At 73.5% G+C, this 21,014-nt stretch carries 19 protein-coding genes and 2 riboswitches; of the genes, 8 read left to right on the forward strand and 11 right to left on the reverse strand.

Annotated features, from left to right (window positions below; genetic code table 11):
• Positions 1 to 3: 3 nt before the first annotated feature.
• Entirely contained in the window at positions 4 to 672 is a 669-nt protein-coding gene (locus tag V6U89_RS22695; protein WP_334573355.1) for an NAD(P)H-binding protein, read from the reverse strand.
• 32 nt (positions 673 to 704) lie between these two features.
• Positions 705 to 2,051, reverse strand: a complete 1,347-nt coding sequence (locus tag V6U89_RS22700) for an RNA-guided endonuclease InsQ/TnpB family protein (protein WP_334573356.1) — start codon at positions 2,049 to 2,051, stop codon at positions 705 to 707.
• A gap of 203 nt (positions 2,052 to 2,254) precedes the next feature.
• Here V6U89_RS22700 and V6U89_RS22705 point away from each other — a divergent pair, with 203 nt between their 5' ends.
• Positions 2,255 to 3,145 (forward strand): NAD-dependent protein deacetylase, encoded by an 891-nt coding sequence (locus V6U89_RS22705; protein WP_334573357.1) that lies wholly within the window; start codon positions 2,255 to 2,257, stop codon positions 3,143 to 3,145.
• Positions 3,146 to 3,229: 84 nt separating this feature from the next.
• Positions 3,230 to 3,328: riboswitch (glycine riboswitch) on the forward strand.
• A gap of 74 nt (positions 3,329 to 3,402) precedes the next feature.
• Positions 3,403 to 6,225 carry an aminomethyl-transferring glycine dehydrogenase gene (gene gcvP / locus V6U89_RS22710; RefSeq protein ID WP_334573358.1) on the forward strand — a complete coding sequence of 941 codons (2,823 nt, stop codon included), beginning with the start codon at positions 3,403 to 3,405 and terminating at the stop codon, positions 6,223 to 6,225.
• Positions 6,226 to 6,348: 123 nt separating this feature from the next.
• Here the strand turns inward: gcvP and V6U89_RS22715 are convergent, their stop codons facing one another.
• A complete protein-coding gene (locus V6U89_RS22715; protein ID WP_088962150.1) occupies positions 6,349 to 6,549 on the reverse strand; it encodes a DUF5999 family protein in 201 nt (66 codons plus the stop codon).
• Between the two features lie 123 nt (positions 6,550 to 6,672).
• On the opposite strand from V6U89_RS22715, the gene V6U89_RS22720 reads away from it, so the two are divergent.
• Positions 6,673 to 7,875, forward strand: a complete 1,203-nt coding sequence (locus tag V6U89_RS22720) for a chorismate-binding protein (RefSeq protein WP_334573359.1) — start codon at positions 6,673 to 6,675, stop codon at positions 7,873 to 7,875.
• Positions 7,876 to 8,104: 229 nt separating this feature from the next.
• Positions 8,105 to 8,392 (forward strand): hypothetical protein, encoded by a 288-nt coding sequence (locus V6U89_RS22725; RefSeq protein ID WP_334573360.1) that lies wholly within the window; start codon positions 8,105 to 8,107, stop codon positions 8,390 to 8,392.
• A 70-nt stretch (positions 8,393 to 8,462) separates the two neighbouring features.
• On the opposite strand, the gene V6U89_RS22730 is transcribed toward V6U89_RS22725, so the two are convergent.
• Together V6U89_RS22730 and V6U89_RS22735 are read right to left on the reverse strand one after the other, a co-directional pair.
• Complete coding sequence (locus V6U89_RS22730) at positions 8,463 to 9,275, reverse strand: ABC transporter permease (RefSeq protein WP_334573361.1); 813 nt, start codon at positions 9,273 to 9,275, stop codon at positions 8,463 to 8,465.
• A complete protein-coding gene (locus V6U89_RS22735) occupies positions 9,272 to 10,231 on the reverse strand; it encodes an ATP-binding cassette domain-containing protein (protein WP_334573362.1) in 960 nt (319 codons plus the stop codon). Before V6U89_RS22735 ends, V6U89_RS22730 begins: the two co-directional genes overlap by 4 nt.
• Positions 10,232 to 10,304: 73 nt before the next feature.
• On the opposite strand from V6U89_RS22735, the gene V6U89_RS22740 reads away from it, so the two are divergent.
• A complete protein-coding gene (locus V6U89_RS22740; RefSeq protein WP_334573363.1) occupies positions 10,305 to 11,060 on the forward strand; it encodes a TetR/AcrR family transcriptional regulator in 756 nt (251 codons plus the stop codon).
• 47 nt (positions 11,061 to 11,107) lie between these two features.
• Entirely contained in the window at positions 11,108 to 11,617 is a 510-nt protein-coding gene (gene def / locus V6U89_RS22745; protein WP_334573364.1) for a peptide deformylase, read from the forward strand.
• A gap of 73 nt (positions 11,618 to 11,690) precedes the next feature.
• Here def and V6U89_RS22750 read toward each other — a convergent pair whose 3' ends face one another.
• The 3 genes from V6U89_RS22750 to V6U89_RS22760 form a co-directional block, all read right to left on the reverse strand.
• A complete protein-coding gene (locus V6U89_RS22750; RefSeq protein WP_334573365.1) occupies positions 11,691 to 13,265 on the reverse strand; it encodes a VWA domain-containing protein in 1,575 nt (524 codons plus the stop codon).
• A gap of 94 nt (positions 13,266 to 13,359) precedes the next feature.
• Complete coding sequence (locus V6U89_RS22755) at positions 13,360 to 14,175, reverse strand: GNAT family N-acetyltransferase (RefSeq protein ID WP_334573366.1); 816 nt, start codon at positions 14,173 to 14,175, stop codon at positions 13,360 to 13,362.
• A gap of 27 nt (positions 14,176 to 14,202) precedes the next feature.
• Positions 14,203 to 14,976 (reverse strand): sulfite exporter TauE/SafE family protein, encoded by a 774-nt coding sequence (locus V6U89_RS22760; RefSeq protein WP_334573367.1) that lies wholly within the window; start codon positions 14,974 to 14,976, stop codon positions 14,203 to 14,205.
• 195 nt (positions 14,977 to 15,171) lie between these two features.
• Here V6U89_RS22760 and V6U89_RS22765 point away from each other — a divergent pair, with 195 nt between their 5' ends.
• The gene (locus tag V6U89_RS22765) at positions 15,172 to 15,951 is read left to right on the forward strand and encodes an endonuclease/exonuclease/phosphatase family protein (RefSeq protein ID WP_154936897.1); all 780 of its coding nucleotides are present in this window, start codon (positions 15,172 to 15,174) and stop codon (positions 15,949 to 15,951) included.
• 41 nt (positions 15,952 to 15,992) lie between these two features.
• On the opposite strand, the gene V6U89_RS22770 is transcribed toward V6U89_RS22765, so the two are convergent.
• On the reverse strand, positions 15,993 to 16,883 hold the full coding sequence (locus V6U89_RS22770) for a bifunctional 5,10-methylenetetrahydrofolate dehydrogenase/5,10-methenyltetrahydrofolate cyclohydrolase (RefSeq protein WP_334573368.1): 891 nt from the start codon (positions 16,881 to 16,883) through the stop codon (positions 15,993 to 15,995).
• Positions 16,884 to 16,896: 13 nt separating this feature from the next.
• A riboswitch (ZMP/ZTP riboswitch) is annotated at positions 16,897 to 16,973 on the reverse strand.
• 165 nt (positions 16,974 to 17,138) lie between these two features.
• Between V6U89_RS22770 and V6U89_RS22775 the strand changes: the two genes are divergently transcribed.
• The gene (locus V6U89_RS22775; protein ID WP_334573369.1) at positions 17,139 to 18,230 is read left to right on the forward strand and encodes a cellulose binding domain-containing protein; all 1,092 of its coding nucleotides are present in this window, start codon (positions 17,139 to 17,141) and stop codon (positions 18,228 to 18,230) included.
• 13 nt (positions 18,231 to 18,243) lie between these two features.
• Here V6U89_RS22775 and V6U89_RS22780 read toward each other — a convergent pair whose 3' ends face one another.
• Positions 18,244 to 19,251, reverse strand: coding sequence for a tyrosine-type recombinase/integrase (locus V6U89_RS22780; protein ID WP_334573370.1), 1,008 nt, complete (start codon positions 19,249 to 19,251; stop codon positions 18,244 to 18,246).
• Positions 19,252 to 19,552: 301 nt separating this feature from the next.
• Positions 19,553 to 20,560 carry an IS481 family transposase gene (locus V6U89_RS22785; protein ID WP_334573423.1) on the reverse strand — a complete coding sequence of 336 codons (1,008 nt, stop codon included), beginning with the start codon at positions 20,558 to 20,560 and terminating at the stop codon, positions 19,553 to 19,555.
• Between the last annotated feature and the right edge of the window lie 454 nt (positions 20,561 to 21,014).

Consider the following 21,014-nt stretch of genomic DNA (forward strand, 5'->3'; position numbering starts at 1 on the left):
CGGTTACGCGGGGTGCGGCGGCGCGGCGGCGGCGACGGCCTCACCGATCGGGGTTTCCCCGTCGACGAGTTCGAGGATCCGCCCGGCGCTGCCCGGGTGGTAGAGCAGCGCGACGAGGACCCGGGCCACGTCGGTGCGGGTGACCGCGCCGCGCGCCACGCGCCGGTCGAGGTGGATGCGGCCGGTGGGCGCGTCGTCGGTGAGCCGGCCGGGTCGCAGCACCGTCCAGTCCAGGTCGCGGCGGGTCAGGTCGTCCTCGGCGGCCTTCTTGGCGCGCAGGTACGCCGCCCACACCTCGTCCGTGCCGGCCGCCGGCGGGTCCTGCACCCCCATGGAGGAGACGAGCAGGTAGCGGCGTACCCCGGCGGCCTGGGCGGCGTCGGCGAGCAGGACGGCGGCGGCCCGGTCGACGGTGTCCTTGCGGGCGGCGCCGCTGCCCGGGCCGGCGCCGGCGGCGAAGACCACGGCGTCGGCGCCGGTGAGGTGCTCGGCGATCTCGTCGACGCCGGCGTGTTCCAGGTCCGCCAGGACGGGGTGGGCGCCGACGGCGCGCAGCGCGGCGGCGTGGTCGGGGTTGCGGATCAACCCGACGGCGCGGTCGCCCCGGCCGGCCAGTTCCCGTTCCAGCAGGAGGGCGATCTTGCCGTGGCCTCCGGCGATGACGACGCGCACACCTGCCAACCTAGTGCGGTGCCCACTAACGTTCACCGGGTTTCCGATGCACCGTTGTGGATCCTCGCCGTGTGGGCGAGCGACTCCCCACCTGGTGGTGGGGCGGGCCTCCGCGGGCCAACTGATCCTCGCGCCGTCATCGCGGGGCGGCGGGGATCACGCCGGGACCGACCGGCACCGGGCAGGTGCCGGCCGGCTCGACGGTGCGTGAGCACCTCGGGCAGCACGACGGCTGCCGGGGTGGTGGGTCCGCCGCCCGGGCTGCGGGTGGCGATGCTGGCGGCCGCGACCACGTCGCGGTGCCCGGAGAACTGGCAGTGCGGGCAGGACAGGCTCCGCCCGCGCGGTTTCGGCACCCGGCGGTGACAGACAGGGCAGGTGGACGAGGTTCCCCGCTCGTCAACCAACCGGACGGTGATGCCGGCCAAGGTGGCCTTGTCGGTGAGGATCTGCAGGAGCCGGCCGATCTGCCACTGCCGCAGCCGCAGGTTGTGCCGCCGCCCCGCCGCGATGTCCAACACCCCGCGCGGGTCACCGACATGCAGCACACCCACCCGCCGACGCACCGCCCAGGACACGACCGTGGCGGCGGCTTCGTGCTGGGCCTGACGGACCCTACGCCGGTGCCGGCCCTCCACCAGGCGGGCGCGGCGTCGGTGCTGGCGCCACCGCCGCGACCCCCGCTGACCCGGCTTCGGTGCGCGGCGGGCCACGGCGCGGCGGCGGGCCTTGCTGTCGGCCAAATGCATGCGGTGCTCGGCGCGCACAGCCCGCCCCGACACCAACAACCCCTCACCGTCCGGGCCAGCCACCGCGTACGGGTGAATCACACCGAGATCCACCCCGGCGACCCGGCCCGGATCCGGCCCCTCACCCGCCGGATAGGTCGCCACCGGCACCTCGGCGCTCACGTCCAGGAACAGCCGGCCGCCCTCGCACAGCAGGGTGACCGAGCGGACCTGCTCGGACGGGTACGGCACCTCCCGCGCCAGCCTGACCCACAACGGCGACGTGCCCCTGGCCGTGGGAAGGCGAACCCGACAGCCCTGGAGGGTGAAGGTGCCGTGATACCAGCGCACCGGCATCAACGCCCGCCGACGACGCGGAAACCGCACCGACAGGTCACCATCCTGGCGGGCTTTCGCCGCCGCGAACCACGCATCGGAGAACCGCCGCAACACCGACCGGGCACCCGTGCTGTCCAACTCGCCGAACGTGCCCGGCCCCGACCCGGACAACTCCCGGCACAACTCCTGATAGCCCACCAGCGGTGCATCACCGCGGCGGCGCCGCCACGCGTTGGCCTCCAGGACACACGCCCACACGTCACCGGCCGAGCGCAGCAATGCGAAACACCGCCGCCGCTGCCCCGCCGTCACCCGCAGAGCTACACGAGCCGTGCGATACACGACCCGAGGGGCGGTGGGATCCCGACGACGAGGCACAAACACACCCAACCCCACGGGTACGACAAAACCCGGCAGCAGCCAACCCGGCGAACGTTAATGGACACCACTAGCCGGCGACGAGGGTCACCGGCTGACGCTCGCCGCCCGGGGTGGCGTTGAGGCAGCATGGACGGGTGACGGAGACGATCGACGCGCTCGCCGGCCTGGTCGCCGGTGGTGGTGTCGTGGTGCTGAGCGGGGCGGGGCTGTCCACGGAGTCGGGCATCCCCGACTACCGGGGGCCCAGCGGCGCGGCCCGCCGGCACAGCCCGATGACCTATCAGACGTTCACCCGGGACCCGCTGGCGCGGCGGCGGTACTGGGCGCGCAGCCACCTGGGGTGGCGGATGATCGCCCGGGCGGCGCCGAACGACGGGCACCGGGCGGTGGCCCGATTGCAGGACGCCGGGCTGGTCGACGGGGTGATCACCCAGAACGTCGACGGGCTGCACACGGCGGCGGGCAGCCCGCAGGTGGTGGAACTGCACGGCCGCCTCGACGAGGTGGTGTGCCTGGACTGCGGCAACCGCACCTCGCGGGAGGAGCTGGACCGCCGGCTGCGGGAGGCGAACCCGGGGTTCGACGCGGCGGTCGGGGCGGTCAACCCCGACGGTGACGTGGAGCTCGCCGACGAGCAGGTGGCCGGGTTCCGCACGGTCGACTGCACGTTCTGCGGCACGGGGATGCTGAAACCGGACGTGGTGTTCTTCGGGGAGACGGTCCCGGCGCCGCGGGTGTCGCACTGCTTCGCGATGGTGGGCGCGGCGCGGCTGCTGTTGGTGCTCGGCTCGTCGTTGACGGTGATGTCGGGGCGGCGGTTCGTGCTGCGGGCGGCGAAGCTGGGCATCCCGGTGGTGATCGCCAACCAGGGCCCGACCCGCGGCGACGGGTACGCGGCGATGACCGTCGACGCGCCGCTGGGGCTGCTGCTGCCCGCGCTGGCCGACCGGGTCACCGGCGCGGTGTGCGCGCGGGTGCCGGCGGACGGCGCCCGGCCGGCGGCGGTGGCCGCCGCCACGCTCTGACCCCCGGCCGGGAGCGGCGACGCGGCCGGCGGGGGTACGCGATCTGCCGGCAACACCGGCGCTGGTAGCGTTGACCATGCCGGTACCACCCACGCGGGAGAGACCGCCCAAACGGCAATTGGGCGGCGCCGAAGGGGCATATCCTCCCCGGAACCTCTCAGGCAAAAGGACCGCGGGGGCAGGCACTGTGGAGCGTCTTCGGGTGCGACTCAGGGGGAGGCCGACCTGTCGACCTCGCCCCCGCAGGAGCGCCGCGCATGACCGTAGAGAAGTTCGCCGACCGGCACATCGGCCCCGATCCGGGTGACGAGCGCCGGATGTTGGAGGCCGTCGGCTACGGCTCGATCGATGAGCTGATGGACGCGGCGATCCCCGAGGTGATCCGCTGGCACGGCACCCTGGACCTGCCCGACCCGGCCACCGAGCGGGAGGCGATCGCCGAGCTGCGCGCCCTGGCCGCCCGCAACACCGTCGCGGTGTCGATGATCGGCCTGGGCTACCACGGCACCCACACCCCCGCAGTGATCCGCCGCAACGTGCTGGAGGACCCGGCCTGGTACACGGCGTACACGCCGTACCAGCCGGAGATCAGCCAGGGCCGGCTGGAGGCGCTGCTGAACTTCCAGACCATGGTCACCGATCTGACCGGCCTGGCCACCGCGAACGCCTCGATGCTCGACGAGGGCACCGCCGCGGCCGAGGCGATGACCCTCGCCCGCCGCGCGTCGAAGAGCAGGAGCCCGGTGTACGTCGTCGACGCCGACACCCTGCCGCAGACCATCGCGGTGATCACCAGCCGCGCCGAGCCGCTGGGCATCGAGGTGCGGGTGCTCGACGTCGAGCGCGACGAGCTGCCGGGGGAGTTCTTCGGCCTGCACCTGCAGTACCCGGGCGCGTCCGGCGCGGTCCGTGACCACGCCGACCTGGTGGCCGCGGCGCACGCGGTGGGGGCGCTGGTCACCGTCGCGGCGGACCTGCTGGCGTTGACGCTGCTGCGCCCGCCGGGAGAGATCGGCGTGGACATCGCCGCGGGCACCACCCAGCGCTTCGGGGTGCCGATGGGCTTCGGCGGGCCGCACGCCGGCTACCTGGCCGTCCGCTCCGGTCTGGAGCGGATGCTGCCCGGCCGGCTGGTCGGGGTGTCCCGCGACGCCGACGGCAACCCGGCGTACCGGCTGGCGTTGCAGACCCGCGAGCAGCACATCCGGCGGGAGAAGGCGACCAGCAACATCTGCACCGCGCAGGTGCTGCTGGCGGTGATGGCCGGCATGTACGCCGTGTACCACGGCCCGGACGGGCTGCGGGCGATCGCCCGGCGTACCCACGACATGGCGGCGCGGCTCGCGGCCGGGCTGCGCGCCGGCGGCGTCGACGTCGCGGACGTCGCGTTCTTCGACACCGTCACCGTGACCGTGCCGGGCCGGGCGGCCGAGGTGGTCGCGGCGGCCGCCGACCGGCGGGTCAACCTGCGGCTGGTCGACGCCGACCGGGTGGGGATCTCGTGCGACGAGACCACCACCGCCGAGCACCTCGCGGCGGTGTGGGCGGCGTTCGGCGTGCCCGCCCACGACGGACCCGCAGGTGGGGCGCTGCCGGTCGAGTTTCGTCGCACCTCGGACTTCCTCACCCACCCGGTGTTCCGCACCCACCACTCCGAGACGGCGATGCTGCGCTACCTGCGGCGGTTGTCGGACTTCGACTACGCCCTGGACCGGGGCATGATCCCGCTGGGCTCGTGCACGATGAAGCTGAACGCCACCACCGAGATGGAGGCGATCACCTGGCCGGAGTTCGCGCACGTGCACCCGTTCGCGCCGGATGAGCAGACCGCCGGGTACCGGGACATGATCGGCCAGCTGGAGTCGTGGCTGGCGGAGGTGACCGGCTACGACGCGGTCAGCGTGCAGCCCAACGCGGGATCGCAGGGTGAGCTGGCGGGGCTGCTGGCCATCCGCTCCTACCACGCCTCCCGGGGCGCGGGGCACCGCGACGTGTGCCTGATCCCGTCGTCGGCGCACGGCACCAACGCGGCGAGCGCGGTGATGGCCGGCATGCGGGTGGTCGTGGTGGCCTGCGACGACGACGGCAACGTCGACCTGGTCGACCTCGACGCGAAGATCGACAAGCACCGGGACGCCCTGGCGGCGATCATGGTGACGTACCCGTCGACGCACGGCGTGTACGAGACGGGCATCGCGTCGCTGTGCGCGAAGGTGCACGACGCTGGCGGCCAGGTGTACGTCGACGGGGCGAACCTCAACGCCCTGGTCGGGTTCGCCAAGCCCGGCAAGTTCGGGGCGGACGTGTCGCACCTGAACCTGCACAAGACGTTCTGCATCCCGCACGGCGGCGGTGGCCCCGGGGTGGGTCCGGTGGCGGTGCGGGCGCACCTGGCGCCGTTCCTGCCGGGCGACCCGCTCGGCGCGCACGTCGACAGCCGGCCGGCGATCTCGGCGGCGCGGTACGGCTCGGCGGGGATCCTACCGATCCCGTGGGCGTACCTGCGGATGATGGGCGCCGAGGGGCTGACCCGGGCGACCGGGGTGGCGGTGCTGGCGGCGAACTACGTGGCGGCGCGGCTGCGCAACCACTTCCCGGTGCTGTACGCCGGCAACAAGGGCCTGGTGGCGCACGAGTGCATCCTGGACCTGCGGCCGCTGACGAAGGCGACCGGGGTGAGCGTGGACGACGTGGCCAAGCGGCTGATCGACTACGGCTTCCACGCGCCGACGATGTCGTTCCCGGTGGCGGGGACGCTGATGGTGGAGCCGACCGAGAGCGAGGACCTGGCCGAGCTGGACCGGTTCTGCGACGCGATGATCGCCATCCGCGCGGAGATCGACAAGGTGGGTGCCGGGGAGTGGCCGGCCGGGGACAACCCGCTCGCCAACGCCCCGCACACCGCGGCGATGGTCGCCGGGGACTCGTGGCCGCACCCGTACCCGCGGTCGGTCGGGGCGTACCCGGCCGGGGTGGACCGGGCGGGCAAGTACTGGCCGCCGGTGCGGCGGATCGACGGGGCGTACGGCGACCGGAACCTGGTCTGCTCGTGCCCGTCGCCGGAGGCCTTCGAGGAGTGACCCGTACGCTGCGCCGGGGCGGACGTCGTGCCGCCCCGGCCGGCGGGTCCTGGGGAGGGCGGTCCCGGGCCGGGGGACTAGCCTGGTGCCGTTGACCTGCTCCTGTGACGGAGCGTGGTCAACTTAGGCGACGAGAGCGTGGCGGGCGGGCCCGCGGTGCGGGGCGATGGTGCTGCCGTCGGGGAGCAGTTCGCCGGTGTCCTCGAAGACGATGACACCGTTGCAGAGCAGGCTCCAGCCCTGCTCACGGAAGCAGGCGATGACGCGGGCGGCTTCGCGGTCGGTCGCCTCGGCGGAGGGGCAGGTGGGTTGGTGCTGGCACATCGGGTTCTCCGGACTGTGGGGGCACTGTGTCATGGTTCACATGACCAGTGACGCACAGTACCAAGGTCGAGCGCGCGGAATCGAGCAGGCATCGGTCATGTTCCCCGGAAATCCACTGAACGGATGAGGAAGAATGGGCCAACCGGCGTGGAAACGCTCCCACGACCGCTGATCGACGTACCCGGCGCGCCGCCGTCGTGCCGCGGCGTGCTCGTCGAGCGCGCCCGGTACGAGTGGCGCCCGGCCGACGGCGGCGACCCGGCCACACTGGCCGAGCAGTTCCTCGCCGCGCACGGGCTCGACCTGACCGACCTGGCCCGGCCGGCCACCCACCAGCCGACCGGCGTCTGCGGCGCCGCCCTGTACGTCTCCGCCGCCGCCGGCGCCCGCATGATCGGCGCTCCGCCCGGCGCGTCCACCCCGGCGCCGGCCCTGCCGGAGCTGGCCGTGGTCGTTTACGGTCACCAACCGTCCCCGACCGCACCGCCGGCGCGCGGCGCACGGCCCGGCCCCGGCTGGTGGCTGGGCGACTGGCGGGAGAGCTGGACCCCCCGGCAGCACGCCGACGCCGTCACCGCGGTCCGCGCCGCCATCGCCCGCGGCGACGTGTACCAGGTCAACGTCGTCGGGCACGCCGCCGCCCGCTACCTCGGCGACCCGCGACCGGCGCTGTCCCGGCTCGGCGCACTGCCCGGCGCCCGCTACGGCGGCACTCTGCACGGCGACGGCTGGGCCATCGGCTGCGCCTCCCCGGAGACCCTGGTCGAGGTGACCGACGGCCGGGTGATCACCCGACCGATCAAGGGCACCCGTCCCGCCACCGCCGCCGGGCGCCACGAACTGCTCGCCTCGGCCAAGGAACGCGCCGAACACGTGATGATCGTCGATCTGGAACGCAACGACCTGGCCCGGGTGGCGCGCACCGGGTCGGTGCGGGTGGACGAGCTGTTCGCGGTGCGCCGCTGGTGCGACCTGTGGCAGGCCGAGTCGACCGTGTCCGCGGCGGTGGCCGACGGGCTGGGCCTGGCGGACCTGCTGCGGGCGACCTGCCCCGGCGGGTCGGTCACCGGCGCGCCGAAGCTCGCCGCCCTGGCCCGGATCGCCGCCCTGGAACCCGTCGGGCGCGGCGCCAGCATGGGCGCGCTCGGCTGGGTCGGCCCGGGCCGCCTCGACCTGGGCCTGACCATCCGCACCGTGGCCGCCGACGCCGACCGGCTGCACGTCTGGGCCGGCGGGGGCATCACCTGGGACAGCGACCCGGACGCCGAGGTCGCCGAGGCGGCCGCCAAGGCCGCCCCGGTACGCGCCCTGCTCGCCACCGGCTGACGCCGGGCCCCGCGCGGCAGCAGGGCTGCCGTCACCGTCGCCGGGGCGTTGCGGGCGCTGTGGAGCTGATGACATGAGCGACTCACGCCGACGCTTCGGCGGGCCATCCGGGCGCTGCAGAGCTGATGACGCATGTGACTCACGCGAACGTCCAGGCGGGGGCGTTCCGGGCCTACAGAGCTGATGACGTGAGTGACTCACCGCGGGGACATCCGTGTTGTCGATCCTGATGACGCAGGCGACCCGCGCCGGCATCGCGACCCTCGGTGATTCGTTGGCGTCATCAGCTCGACAGCGCCCCGAACGACTCCTCGGGCCGCCCGTCGTCCCGGACCGCAGCCGCTGGCCCGTCAGGCGTGCCGGACCCGCCGGCATCGAGGTCCCCGGGTCGGCGTGGGCGACCCGCCGCGACGCGGGCGTCGCGACCGCCACCGAGGCCATCCTCGACGACTTCGCCGCCCGCGAACGCGGCGAGCGCCCGGTCGCCGCCGTGACGTCCACCGACGGCCGCTACTGACGAGCCCGGCAGCGCACCCGACCACCGCTGCGCGGCCCCGGGATGGTCCGTTCCGGTCACATCGGTGCGCTCACCGGCTCAGGTTCCGCCAGCGGCGCACGGCCAGCGGTGCGCAGACGGCGATCAGCAGCAGCGGCCAGGCGACCGCCAGGGCGACGGCGTGCTGCGCGGCGAAGGACTCGCCGCCCCAGCCGGGGTTGCCGAACAGCTCCCGGCAGGCCGCCGCGGTGGCCGACAGCGGGTTCCACCGGGCGACGGCGGCCAGCCAGCCGGGCATGGTGTCCGGGGCGACGAAGACGTTGGAGGCGAAGCCCAGCGGCCAGACCAGGATCTGCAGTACGGCCACCGACTCCGGCGCGCGCAGCAGCAGCGCCAGGTGGATGCCGAGGACGACCATCGCCGCGCGCAGCAGCAGCAGGAGCCCGACGGCGGCGAGGGCCCGGCCGGCGCCGAGGTGCCACTGCCAGCCGACCAGCGCGCCACAGCCGAGCATGACGGCCAGCGCGACGACGGCGTGCAGCAGGTCGGCGACGGCCCGCCCGGTGACCACCGCGGAGCGGGCCATCGGCAGGGAGCGGAACCGGTCGGTGACGCCGCGGGCGGCGTCGGTGGCCACCGCCGTGTAGGTGGCCTCCACCCCGAAGAGCATGGTCATGGCGAACATGCCGGGCAGCAGGAACTCCTGGTAGTCACCGCCCCCGGGCACCACCATCGCCCCGCCGAGCAGGTAGCCGAACATCAACACCAGCAGCACGGGGAAGAGCAGGGCGACGATCACCGGGCCGGGTTGCCGCGCCCAGTGGGCCAGGGCCCGCCCGGTCAGGGTGGCCGCGTCGGTGAGCGCCCAGCGGGCCCGGTGCAGCGCCAGGGCCGGCGTGCTCACGCTGTCACCTCGTCCTGGCCGGCAGTGAGGTGCAGGAACACCTCGTCGAGGGTGGGTCGGCGCACGGCCACGTCGGCGGCCTCCAGCCGTCCGTCGGCCAGGGCGCGCAGCACGGCGGACAGCGCGCTCACCCGGTCGGTGGTGGTGACGCTGACCCGCAGCTCGTCCGGGGCCACGCGGGGTGCGGTGGCGGTGGCCGCGCCGATGACCTCGGCGGCGCGGGTCAGGTCGCCGGGGTGGTGCAGCACCACGTCGACCCGGTCGCCGCCGAGGGCGGACTTGAGGTCGTCGGGGCTGCCGGCGGCGATGATGCGGCCGTGGTCGACGACCCTGATCGTGTCGGCCAACTGGTCGGCCTCCTCCAGGTACTGGGTGGTGAGCAGGACGGTGGTGCCGGCGGCGACGAGCGCGCGGACGGCGTCGCGGACGGCGCCACGGGCGCGCGGGTCGAGGCCGGTGGTGGGTTCGTCGAGGAACAGCACCGGCGGGTCGAGGATCAGCGCGGCGGCCAGGTCCAGCCGGCGGCGCATCCCCCCGGAGTACGTCCCGACCGGCTCGTCACCGGCGTCGGCGAGGCCGAAGCGGACCAGCAGCTCGTCGGCGCGAGCGCGGGCCCGGGCGGGGGAGAGGTGGTGCAGCCGGCCGAAGAGCACCAGGTTCTGCCGTCCGCCGAGCACCTCGTCGACGGCGGTCTGCTGGCCGACCAGGCCGATCTGGGCGCGGACCCGGTCAGGGTGCCGGCGCACGTCGTGGCCGGCGACCCGGGCGGTGCCGGCGTCGGCGCGCAGCAGGGTGGTCAGGATCCGCACCATGGTGGTCTTGCCGGCGCCGTTGGGACCGAGGACCGCGCAGACCGTGCCGCCGGCCACGGTCAGGTCCACCCCGGCGAGGGCGTCGGTGTCGCCGTAGCGCTTGCGCAGTCCTTCGGCCTCGATGACCGGTGCGTGGCGTCGCATGGGCACGCTCCTCTCCCCGTTACCGTGCGCCGTACCGTACACCATACGGTACGCAGGTCGGTAGGGTGACGGCATGAGCGTCGAGTACAGCGGCACCGGGGACCCCGCGCGCAGCCTCGCCCTGCTCTGGCGCACCAGCGAGAAAGCCAGCCGCCGCGGCGGCGACCTGAGCGTGGACCGGATCGTGCGGGCGGCCATCGAGGTGGCCGACACCGAGGGACTGGTCGCGCTGTCCATGCGCCGCGTCGCCGAGCGCCTGGGAGTCGGCACCATGTCGCTCTACACCCACGTGCCCGGCAAGGGCGAACTGCTCGACGTCATGCTCGACACCGTCTACGGCGAGACCGCCCGGCCCGCCGAGGTCCCCGGCGGCTGGCGCGGCCGGCTGGAGCAGATCGCCCGGGAGAACTGGGCGCTCTACCTGCGCCACCCCTGGCTGCTGCAGGTCGCCACCACCCGCCCACCCCTGGGCCCCAACGTCACCGCCAAGTACGAGTACGAACTGCGCGCGGTCGAGGGCATCGGCCTGACCGACCTGGAGATGGACGCCGTGGTCACCCTCGTCGACGGGTACGTCCACGGCGCGGTGCGCGGCGCGGTGGAGGCCGCCCAGGCCGCACAGCGCACCGGCATGACCGACGAGCAGTGGTGGCGGGCGCACGCACCGTACCTGGAGAAGGTGATGGACCCGCAGCGGTTCCCCACCGCCGCCCGGGTGGGCACCGCCGCCGGGCAGGAGTACCAGGCGGCCGGCGACCCCCTGCGGGCCTTCGAGTTCGGCCTGGCGCGCATCCTCGACGGCGTCGCCGTCCTGGTCGGCGAGCGCTGACCGGGGTGCGCCACCGCCGGCCGTGAGGCACGGATAGCCTTTCCGGCATGACCGTACGCCCCATCAGGATCATCGGTGATCCCGTCCTGCGCACCGCCTGCGAGCCGGTGACCAGCTTCGACGCCGAGCTGCAGCACCTGGTCGACGACCTGATGGACACCCTGCTGGGCGCGCCCGGCCGGGCCGGCGTGGCCGCGCCGCAGATCGGGGTGAGCGCCCAGGTGTTCGTCTACGACGCCGACGGCCACCGCGGACACATGATCAACCCGAGCATCGAGCTCTCCGACGAGACGCAGGACGACGACGAGGGCTGCCTGTCCATCCCCGGGCTGTACTTCCCGACCCGCCGGGCGATGCACGCCACCGTGCACGGCTTCGACCGGCACGGCGAGCCGCTGACCATCTCCGGCAGCGGCTTCCTGGCCCGCGCCCTGCAGCACGAGACCGACCACCTGCGCGGCCGCCTCTACGTCGACACCCTGTCCGGCGACGTACGCCGCCGGGCGCTGCGGGAGATCCGCGCCGGCCGGTTCGACTCGCCCAGTCGGCACCGCTGACAACTCGCCCAGCCGGCACCGCTGACAATGCGGGGGCGGCCGACGGCCACCCCCGCACCCGATCAGCCGCAGGTCACTTCGGCGGCGGGGCCACCAGGCAGGTCGCCGTGGAGCTGTTGCCGACGTTGTCCACGCCGGTGATCACCGCGTCGCCGCGCAGCGTCACCTTGTAGTCGACGTCGCCGGTGCCGTCCTTGACCCGGGACTGGGCACCCGGCGCCTGCACCAGCTTGATCTTGGTGCCGGCGGGGAACGGACCGAACTTCACCGCCGGGTCGGCGCTGTCAGCGATGTAGACGTCCACCGCCGTGTCGACGATGTCGGTCGAGGTGAGCTGGTAGAACCCGTCCGGGTTGTACGAGCCGGGGATGTTGCCCCCGCTCGGGTTGTTCGTCGGCACGCACGCCGTGGCCGGCGCGGTGGTGTCGACCACCCGCATCGTCGCGGTGTCGCTGCCGGTGTTGCCGGCCGCGTCGGTGGCGGTGCAGGTCACCGTGGTGGCACCGAGCGGGAAGGTGCTGCCCGACGGCGGCACACACGTCGGCGTGAGCGGCCCGTCGACGTTGTCGGTCGCCGAGGCCGGGTAGGTGATGACCGCGCCGGCGGGGCTGGTCGCCTCGACGGTCCGGTCGTCCACGACCACCACCGGCGGGGTGACGTCGTTGACCGTGACGCTGATCTGCTCGACGAACGCCGGCCCGCCGGAGAGCCCGTTGAGCAGGAAGTCCACCGTGCAGTGCAGGGTGGCGCCCTGCGGGGCGTTCCCGGCCACCGTGACGGTCTCGGCGAACGGCACGTTCGTGCCGCTCTGCTGGGTACGCGAGGCCGCGTCGAAGGTGACGGTCAGCCCCGGGTCGCAGGACGTCACCGTCGGGGTGACGGTGACGTCGAGATCCCGCAGCCCGCTGAGGATCGCGTCGGTGACGGTCTCCGGGGCGCTGCCGACCAGCTGGCCGCCGGTCGCGGCGACCACCGCGCCGGCCTGCCCGCTGACGTTCAGGCCGCCACCGCCGCCGCTGACGCTGACCGCCAGAACCTTCGCCTCGTCGGCCTGCAGAGCCGAGGTCGCTTGCGCCAGGGTGTGCCCGGCGCTCGGGTCGTGGCTGGGGGCGTCGCCGACCAGCACCACGATCCGGCTGCTGCCCGAGCGGTAGGCGATCCCACCGTCGGAGACCTGAAACAGGGCGTTCACCCACGCCTCGGGGGTGTCCCCGCCGCCGCCGGCGGACAGCCCGTTGACCGCGTTCTGCAACGCGGTCGCGTCGTCGGTGAGGTTCTGCCGGACCCGGAACAGCTCCGCGCCGTCGCTCTCGTCCCGGTAGGAGGCCACCGCGAACTGCGCGCTCGGCTGCACCGACCGCACGTTGTCGATGACCTGCTGCAGGTTGGCCTGCACGTCGCCGATGACGGTGCCCATGCTGCCGGTCGTGTCGACCAGCAGCACCACGTCCGGCTTCGGCGGGATCGGCGGGGTGGCGACCACCTTGGCGATGTCGATGCTCGCGCCCGGATCGGCGTCCCGGTCCACCACGGCCGGGTCGACGCCCGGCGCCGCGAGCGCCGGCGCGCCCGTCACCGCCACCAGGGCCGCCACGGTGGCGGTGAGGACCGCCAACCGACTTCGACCCCGTACTGATGTCACTGCCATCTGTGCTCCTTCGGCTCCGCCGCGTCACGACGCGGCCTCTGCCAGGAGACGCTAGGGGTCCGAGGGGCCGCCGCCCGTCCGACACAGGCCCAGCTCAGGGTCGGGTTGTTGACCCGGCGTGGCGGCTGGACATGCTGTCTGTCACCGCAGTCAGGGTGTACTCGCCGAAGTCGGCGACCCGGCTGAAGCCGAGCCGTCGATAGAGCCGCACCGCGGCGACGTTGTCGGCCTTGACGTTGAGGGTGACGTGATCGACGTGGCCGCGCAGCCGCCCGCACAGCGCGGCGACCACGGCCGCGGCCAGACCCTGCCCGCGTACCCGGGGATGGGTGGTGACGTTGCCCAGCGCGGCCACCCGGTAGGTGGGCGACCAGACGTGCACCCCGGCCACCGCGACCAGCTCACCCGCCTGCCGGATCCCCACGTACTGGCCGGTGGCGAGCATCCGCGCATCGAACCAGTTGCCCGGATACGCCACCGCGTACAGGGCGCGCAGCGCCGGCAGGTCGGCCTCCCCGAGCACCTCACCCGCCGGGGTGACCGTGGCCAGCCCGGCCGGGTCGGTCAACGCCATCCGCAGATGCGCCCCGGCCGGGTCGAACGCGAACCAGCCGCCCAGCACCTCCTCCAGACCGGGGGACAGGTGCGCGTACAGGCGGGCGGGCAGCATCGGCGCCAGGTCGGCCAGCAGCGCCGCCAGCTCCGGCCGGCCGTCGGGCCCGGCGAACGCGAGCAGCACCGGCGGTGTCACCCCGTGGTAGAGCAGCGCCACCTGCTCGCCACGACGAAACCACGACGTGTACGGCCAGAAGAAGTCGTCCAGGTCGCCCAACTGGTAGGCGTGCAGCACCGGATCGCGGCGCAGCAGCGCCGCCAGGGCGGCGCGGTCGTGTTCGGCCCGTACCGGCATCGGGTCAGCCACCTCCCGTCACGACGCTCAACCCGCCCGCCACTGGTCGTAGCCGAGCTTCGCCACCAGCGCCAACACCACCACCAGCAGCACGATCCGCACGAACCCGGCGCCCCGGCGCAACGCCATCCGCGCCCCCACCACCGCTCCGGCGATGTTGCACACCGCCATCGCCGCCCCCAGCAGCCACCACACGTGACCGGTGGCCCCGAACACCACCAGCGCCCCCAGGTTCGTGCCCGCGTTGACCACCTTCGCCATCGCCGAACCGTGCACGAAGTCCGCGCCCACCAGCGCCGTGAACGCCACCACCAGGAACGTGCCCGTACCCGGGCCGATCAGACCGTCGTACAGGGCGATGCCCACCCCGGCCACCGCCACCGCCGCGACCACCCGCAGCCGGGTCCGCCGCGCCGGCACCGCCACCACCCCCAACCGGGGCCGGAACACCACGAACAACGCCACCGACACCAGCACCGCCAGCACCACCGGCCGGTACGCCCCCGCCGGCACCGCCCCCGCCAGCGCCGCCCCGACACCCGCGCAGCACACCGCCAGCCCCGCCGACGGCCCCGCCACCATCCAGTCGATCTTCGTACGCCGGGCGTACGTCACCGCCGCCGTCGACGTACCGAAGATCGCGGCCAGCTTGTTCGTGCCCAACGCCGTCGCCACCGGCACCCCCGGCGCGGCCACCAGCAACGCCGGCAGCAGCAACAGACCACCACCACCGACCACCGCGTCGACCCAACCGGCCATTGCGGCCGCGGCGAGCAGGGTGGTCAGCGACAGGGGATCCACGGCCGGCCATTCTGCCCACCCGCCCCAGCCCGCCGCGCCACCCTGTGGCCGACCTCACCGGCCGGCGACCCCCTCACCGACCGCGCCGGCGACGCAGCCACAGCCCCACCGAGGCCACCGCCACGAACACCAGCATCGAACAGAGCAACGCCTTGACCATCGGGCAACTGTGCCACGGCGACGTAGGGTGCAGGAGTGCGCCTGGCGACGTTCAACCTGCTACACGGCCGCTCCCTGACCGACGGCCTGGTCGACCCCGACCGGCTCACCGCCGCGGTGCAGACCCTCGACGCCGACATCCTCGCCCTGCAGGAGGTCGACCGGGACCAGTCCCGCAGCGGCAACCTCGACCTCACCGCCATCGCCGCCCGCGCCCTCGACGCCCCCGAACACCGCTTCGCCGCCGCCGTCGTCGGCACCCCCGGCGAACAGTTCCGCCCCCTGCGCCACGACGACGACGGCCACGGCGAACCCTGCTACGGCGTCGGCCTGGTCAGCCGACACCCCGTCCGCTCCTGGCAGGTCACCCGACTGCGCCCCGCCCCGGTACGGTCCCCGATCTACGTCCCCGGCCCCGGCGGCGGCCTCGTCCTGCTGCGCGACGAACCCCGCGTCGTGCTCGCCGCGATCCTCGACACCCCGCACGGGCCACTCACCGTCGCCGCCACCCACCTGTCGTTCGTCCCCGGCTGGAACGCCCACCAGCTGCGCCGCGTCGTACGCGCGCTGCGCACCCTGCCCGCCCCGCGGATCCTGCTCGGCGACCTCAACCTGCCCGCCGGCGCGGCCCGACTGCTCAGCGGCTGGCGGCCGCTGGGCCGCCGCCCCACCTACCCGGCCGCCGCGCCCCGCGTGCAACTCGACCACATCCTCGCCGACCGGCACGGCCTGGACCGGCTGCCCCCGGTCACCGCCGTCGACACACCCCTGTCGACGATCTCCGACCACCGGCCCCTCGTCGTCGACCTCGGCTGACCCGGCGGCGGCGACCCGACCCCGGCGCCGCCGCCGCAGCCTCAGCCCTGCCCGACGGCCCGCTGCGCCGCCCGCACCGCGTTGCGGAACAACATCGCCACCGTCGTCGGACCCACCCCGCCGACCCGCGGCGTGATCGCCCCCGCCACCTCGGCACACGACTCGTCCACGTCCGGCAGCAACCGCCGCCCCTCGTAGCGCACCCCACCACCGACGACCACCGCGCCCGGGCGCACGTGCTCCGGCCGCACGATCCCCGGCACCCCCGCCGCCGCCACCAGGATCTCCGCCCGCCGCGTGTACCGCGGCCAGTCCGCCACCCCGGTGTGCACCACCGTCACCGCCGCGTTCGCCGTCGGCCGCTTCTGCGCCAGCAGCATCGCCAACGGCCGCCCCAGCGTCGCCCCCCGACCCAGGATCACCACCTCACGACCCGACACCGGCACCCCGTGGTACGCCAGCAACGCCTCGATCCCCGCCGGCGTACACGGCAACGGCCCCGGCAGACCCAACGCCAACCGGCCCATGTTCACCGGGTGCATGCCGTCGACGTCCTTGTCCGGGTCGAGGACGTCCAACGCCCGGTCATAGTCCAGATGACCGGGGATCGGATGCTGCACCAGCACCCCGTGCACCCCCGCGTCGGCGTTGAAATCCGCCAGCACCCGGTGTAGATCCTGCTGCGAGGCCGACGCCGGCAGATGCACATGCGGCGACGCGAAACCCAACTCCGCCGCCTGACGCTGCTTGATCCGGATGTACCCGGCGCTCGCGTCGTCGTCACCCACCAGCACCGTCGCCAACGCCGGCGTCACCCCCGCCGCACGCAACGCCGCCACCTGCTCGGCGACCTCCGCCAGAATCTTCTCCGCCACCGGCTTACCGGGCAGCAGCCGGGCCGTCGCAGTCGTCGGGGAAGTGGAAACAGACATGGCTCACCTCGTCCGCGGAGGCCCAGGCGGTCGACCCCCGCGACGAGCTCCCCGATGGTTCACCCATCCCCGTGCCGCCAGTCGCGTCCACCCTCAGCCTGCCACACCGCCGGCGCGGACCGCATCCGCCACCGCCCACCACCCGCGCAGCCAGACCAGCACCGCCCGCGCCGCATCCACCCGCACACCGACGATCCTGTCAGGACGGGGACCCGCCCCCGTGCGGCCACCCGCCGCAACCCGTACAGTCTCGCCGTGATCGAGATCAGCGCCCAGGTTGACCTGTCGCACCCCAGCGACCGGGTCTGGCAGGCATTGACCAACCCGCAGCTGCTCAGCCGCTGGTTCACCGAGACTGAGACGGTCACGCAGGCACCGCAACGGCTGCTGCTGCACACCGCGGGGCTGCCCGGCTTCCACGCCGCCGTCGACGCCGAGGTGACCGACCAGCGGGCACCCGAGCTGCTCGTCCTGGAATGCCGGGAAGGCGATCGCCGCACCCAGCTCACCTGCACCATCACCCGCACCGCCGACGGCTGCCGACTGTCGGTCCAGGAAACCATGGAACACGGCACCTGGCCCGCCGAGGACCGCGACCACCGCGAGCGGTGCTACCAGCAGATCCTGACCGGACGGCTCCCCGCCATCCTCGACTGGCTCGCCTTCCAGCAGGTCGACCTGCGCCGCGGCGAGGACCCGCCGACCGCCGAGCTGCCCGCCATCGTCCTGTCCGGCCGCGCACCCGCACCGGCCGACCGCCGACGCCGGCTGGTGATCGTCGCGGCCGTGACCACCGCGACCCTCGCCACCGGCGCCGCCCTCTCGGCCCTGCTGCCCGGCGGCGAGCAGACCGCCGCACCGGCCCCGCTGCCCCCACCACCCACCGCCGGCGCCACCAACGACAGTGCCGCGCCCCGGACCAGCCGCAGCTCCCGGCCCACCTCCGCCGCCGCCGCTCGTAGCACCCCGCGCCCCACCAGCCGGACCCCCACCGCCACCCCGTCGCGCACACCCACCTCCGCCGCCCCGAGCGCCGCCACCATGACCGCCCGCTACGAGACCACCGCTACCCGGCTCTTCGGCTACACCGGCCAGGTGGTGCTCGACAACCCGGACGGCCCGGCGGCGAAGAGCTGGACCCTCGTCGTCACCCTGGCCGAGGGCGGCACCATCACCAACGCGCAGGGAGCCAACTGGCAGCAGGACGGTCGGGCCGTCACCTTCACCGGCGCACCCGTGCCGGCCGGACAGTCGCAGACCATCACCTTCGACGTCCGCAACCCGGACCCGCGCACCAGGGCACCCGAGGGTTGCACGATCGACGGCACCCCCTGCACCGGCCTGTGACCCGACGCCCCGGTCAACTCGCGGGATCGAACGACAGCGGCACCAGCCCCGCCAACGCGCGGTTGGTGCGGTTCGACCGCACCGCCGCCCGCTGCTGACCCGCCGTCACCTCGATGTACGTCTGCGACGACGCCAACGACGCGTGCCCCAGCAACCGCATGATCTCCGCGGCACTCGCCCCGTCCTCGGCCAACCGCGTCGCGAACGTGTGCCGCAACGCGTGCAGCCGCGCGCCGCGCGGCACCCGGTCACCGATGCCCGCCCGCCGGTAGCAGGAGTCCACCAGGTACTGCAGCCCACCCCGGCGCAGCGGCTCACCCCGCCGGTCCACCAGCAACGGCGAATCCGGCCGTACGCTGCGCGACCCGAACCGCCGCGCCCGACTGTCCAGGTAGGCCGCCAGCACCCGGTCCAACTCCGGTTCCACCGGCACCACCCGCGGCCGGCCGCCCTTGCCGGCCACGTCCACCCGCCGCTCGCCGGCCCGCCCGGTCAGCGACGACACCCGCAGTGCCAGCAGCTCCGACAGGCGCAGCCCGGCGCAGAGCGCCAGGGCCAGCACCGCCACGTCCCGCTCCGGCCACGGGTCCCGCTGCCGGCCGTCCTCCCGGGCGACCGAGGCGAGCAACTCCTCCGGGGTGTCCTCGCCCCGCAATGGCTTGGGCTGGGGGAGCGGAGCGCGCGGCCGGCCCACCGCCGGCATCGGATTGCCCGCCACCACCCCCTCGGCCACCAGGAACGTGAAGAAACTGTTCCAACTGGACCAGGCGCGGTGCACCGAGGACGCCGCCCGGGGAGCGGCGAACCGGGCGAACGCGGCACGCATCACCCGGGGGGAGAGGTCCGAGATCATCACCTGGTCGAGGGGGAGGGGAGTGGCGTCCTCGCCGACCAGGGCGGCGACGGCCCGCAGGTCCCGCCGGTACGCCTCCAGCGTGTGGGGGGAGGGCTTGCGGGTGGCCCGCGCCGTCAGGAACTCCTCGATGAGCCGCCCTACCGATTCGTCCCGTTTATGATGCATAAGGCATATTATGCAGGTTTCTCGGGTTCAGGGCCAGCCGTGGGGAGAGGGGAGCGGCGCAGGCCGAGGGATCGCACTCGGCTCGGGTCGAGTTGCGGTGTCCGGCGAGCAGTTCGGCAGGGGCGGCGCCGCCCGTGAGCAGGGACGCGAGGTGGCGTCCCAGCCGAGGGAGTGGCGAACTCCGGGACTCGGCCCGGCTCGCCGCCGCTACAGGTGCAGCAGTGCCGATGATGTCGTGCCCAACGGGCCGGTATTGGTGGACGCCTAGCGGCAGGTGCAGTGGTTCTCCGTCGGGGCCGAGCTAGCTGTGCTGTCCAGGGACGTTGGTCAACCTGGTGATGGGTGGTAGGCCGCCAATGGCTGAGTGAGGCCGGTGGTGATTGTAGTGATGCAGGAAGGCCGGTAGGGCCTTCCTGCGGGCTTGTTCGCTGTTGTAGAAGCGGGCGATGGCCCACCCGTCGGTCAGGGTGCGGTGGAAGCGCTCGACTTTTCCGTTGGTCTGGGGCCGGTAGGGGCGGGTCTTCTTCGGCCGGATGCCCAGCGCGGTGCAGGCATCACGCCAGGCGAAGGATTTGTAGGCCGAGCCGTTGTCCGACAGCACGCGTTCGACGGTGACGCCCCGGGCGGTGAACCAGGCGACGGCGTTGCGCAGCACGTCGATCGCGGTCGCGGCTTTCTCGTCATCGCGGATCTCGGCGTATGCGACGCGGGAGTGGTCGTCGATGACGGTATGCACGAACGCGGTACCGATCTGCGGTTCGTAGGTTTTGCTGCGGGCTCCGGTGCGTCCGGCTGTGGCCTCACGGTTGCGTCGGCCTTGGACCCGGCCGACGTAGCGCCAGCCGCCGCCGTCAGGAATGCTGCCGTACTTGGTGACGTCGACGTGCAGCATCGCCCCGGGCCGGTCGTGTTCGTAACGCCGGACGGGTTCGCCGGTGACCCGGTCGAGATGGCTGAGCCGGCTGAGCCGGCTGAGCCGGCAGCGGGTCAGCACCGCATGCACGGTCGAGGCCGGTATCCCGAGCCGCCCGCCGATCTGCACTGGGCCCAGTCGCTGTTTCCACCGCAGATGCACGATCTTGCGGACCACCGGTCGCGGTGTCCGGGCCGGGCTGTGGTGCGGGCGTGACGAGCGGTCCTGCATCCCGGCCTCGCCCTGCTCGGCGTAACGCTGGGCCCATCGTTTCGCCGTGCGCCAGGACACGTCATAGCGTTCGGCGGCCCGGGCGACCGGCCAGCGTTCGTCGATGATCAGACGCGCCAGCCGCAGACGCGCGCGTGGAGTCAAAGCAGCATTACGGTGGAGCACGAAGGCCTCCTGGTTGCCGGAGCGGTTCCTAGACAGCTCCACTCCACAACCGGAGGCCTTCACCCGTCCAGGATCTAGATCAGGTCGTCACACAACCTCGACCAACCTCCCTGGACAGCACAGCTAGCCGGCCTTCGCCGCCCTCATGATCGGGTAGCAATTTCCGAGACGACACGCCGACGTCGCAGTCGGAAAGTGCTACGCGATCATGGCTCGCCGCCGGCCGATGCCAGCGCCGCCCCCTCACGGAGGAGGCCCCCCACCGCACTACTTGACATAATGTATATTATCGAATCAGGACATACGGCGGCAGTGACCTGGCCTGGTGGCTGTCACTTCTCATCTGACCTGAGCCATTCCCAATGACCTGAGCCATCTCCCGAGCCCTTCTCGCAGAGTTGAGCCAGCTTGGGCCTCAGTGATCTGGTGCAGTCCCAGTCCCCGTCGCTTTAGT

This window comes from Micromonospora sp. CPCC 206171 (assembly GCF_036906755.1).
GTDB lineage: Bacteria > Actinomycetota > Actinomycetes > Mycobacteriales > Micromonosporaceae > Micromonospora > Micromonospora purpureochromogenes.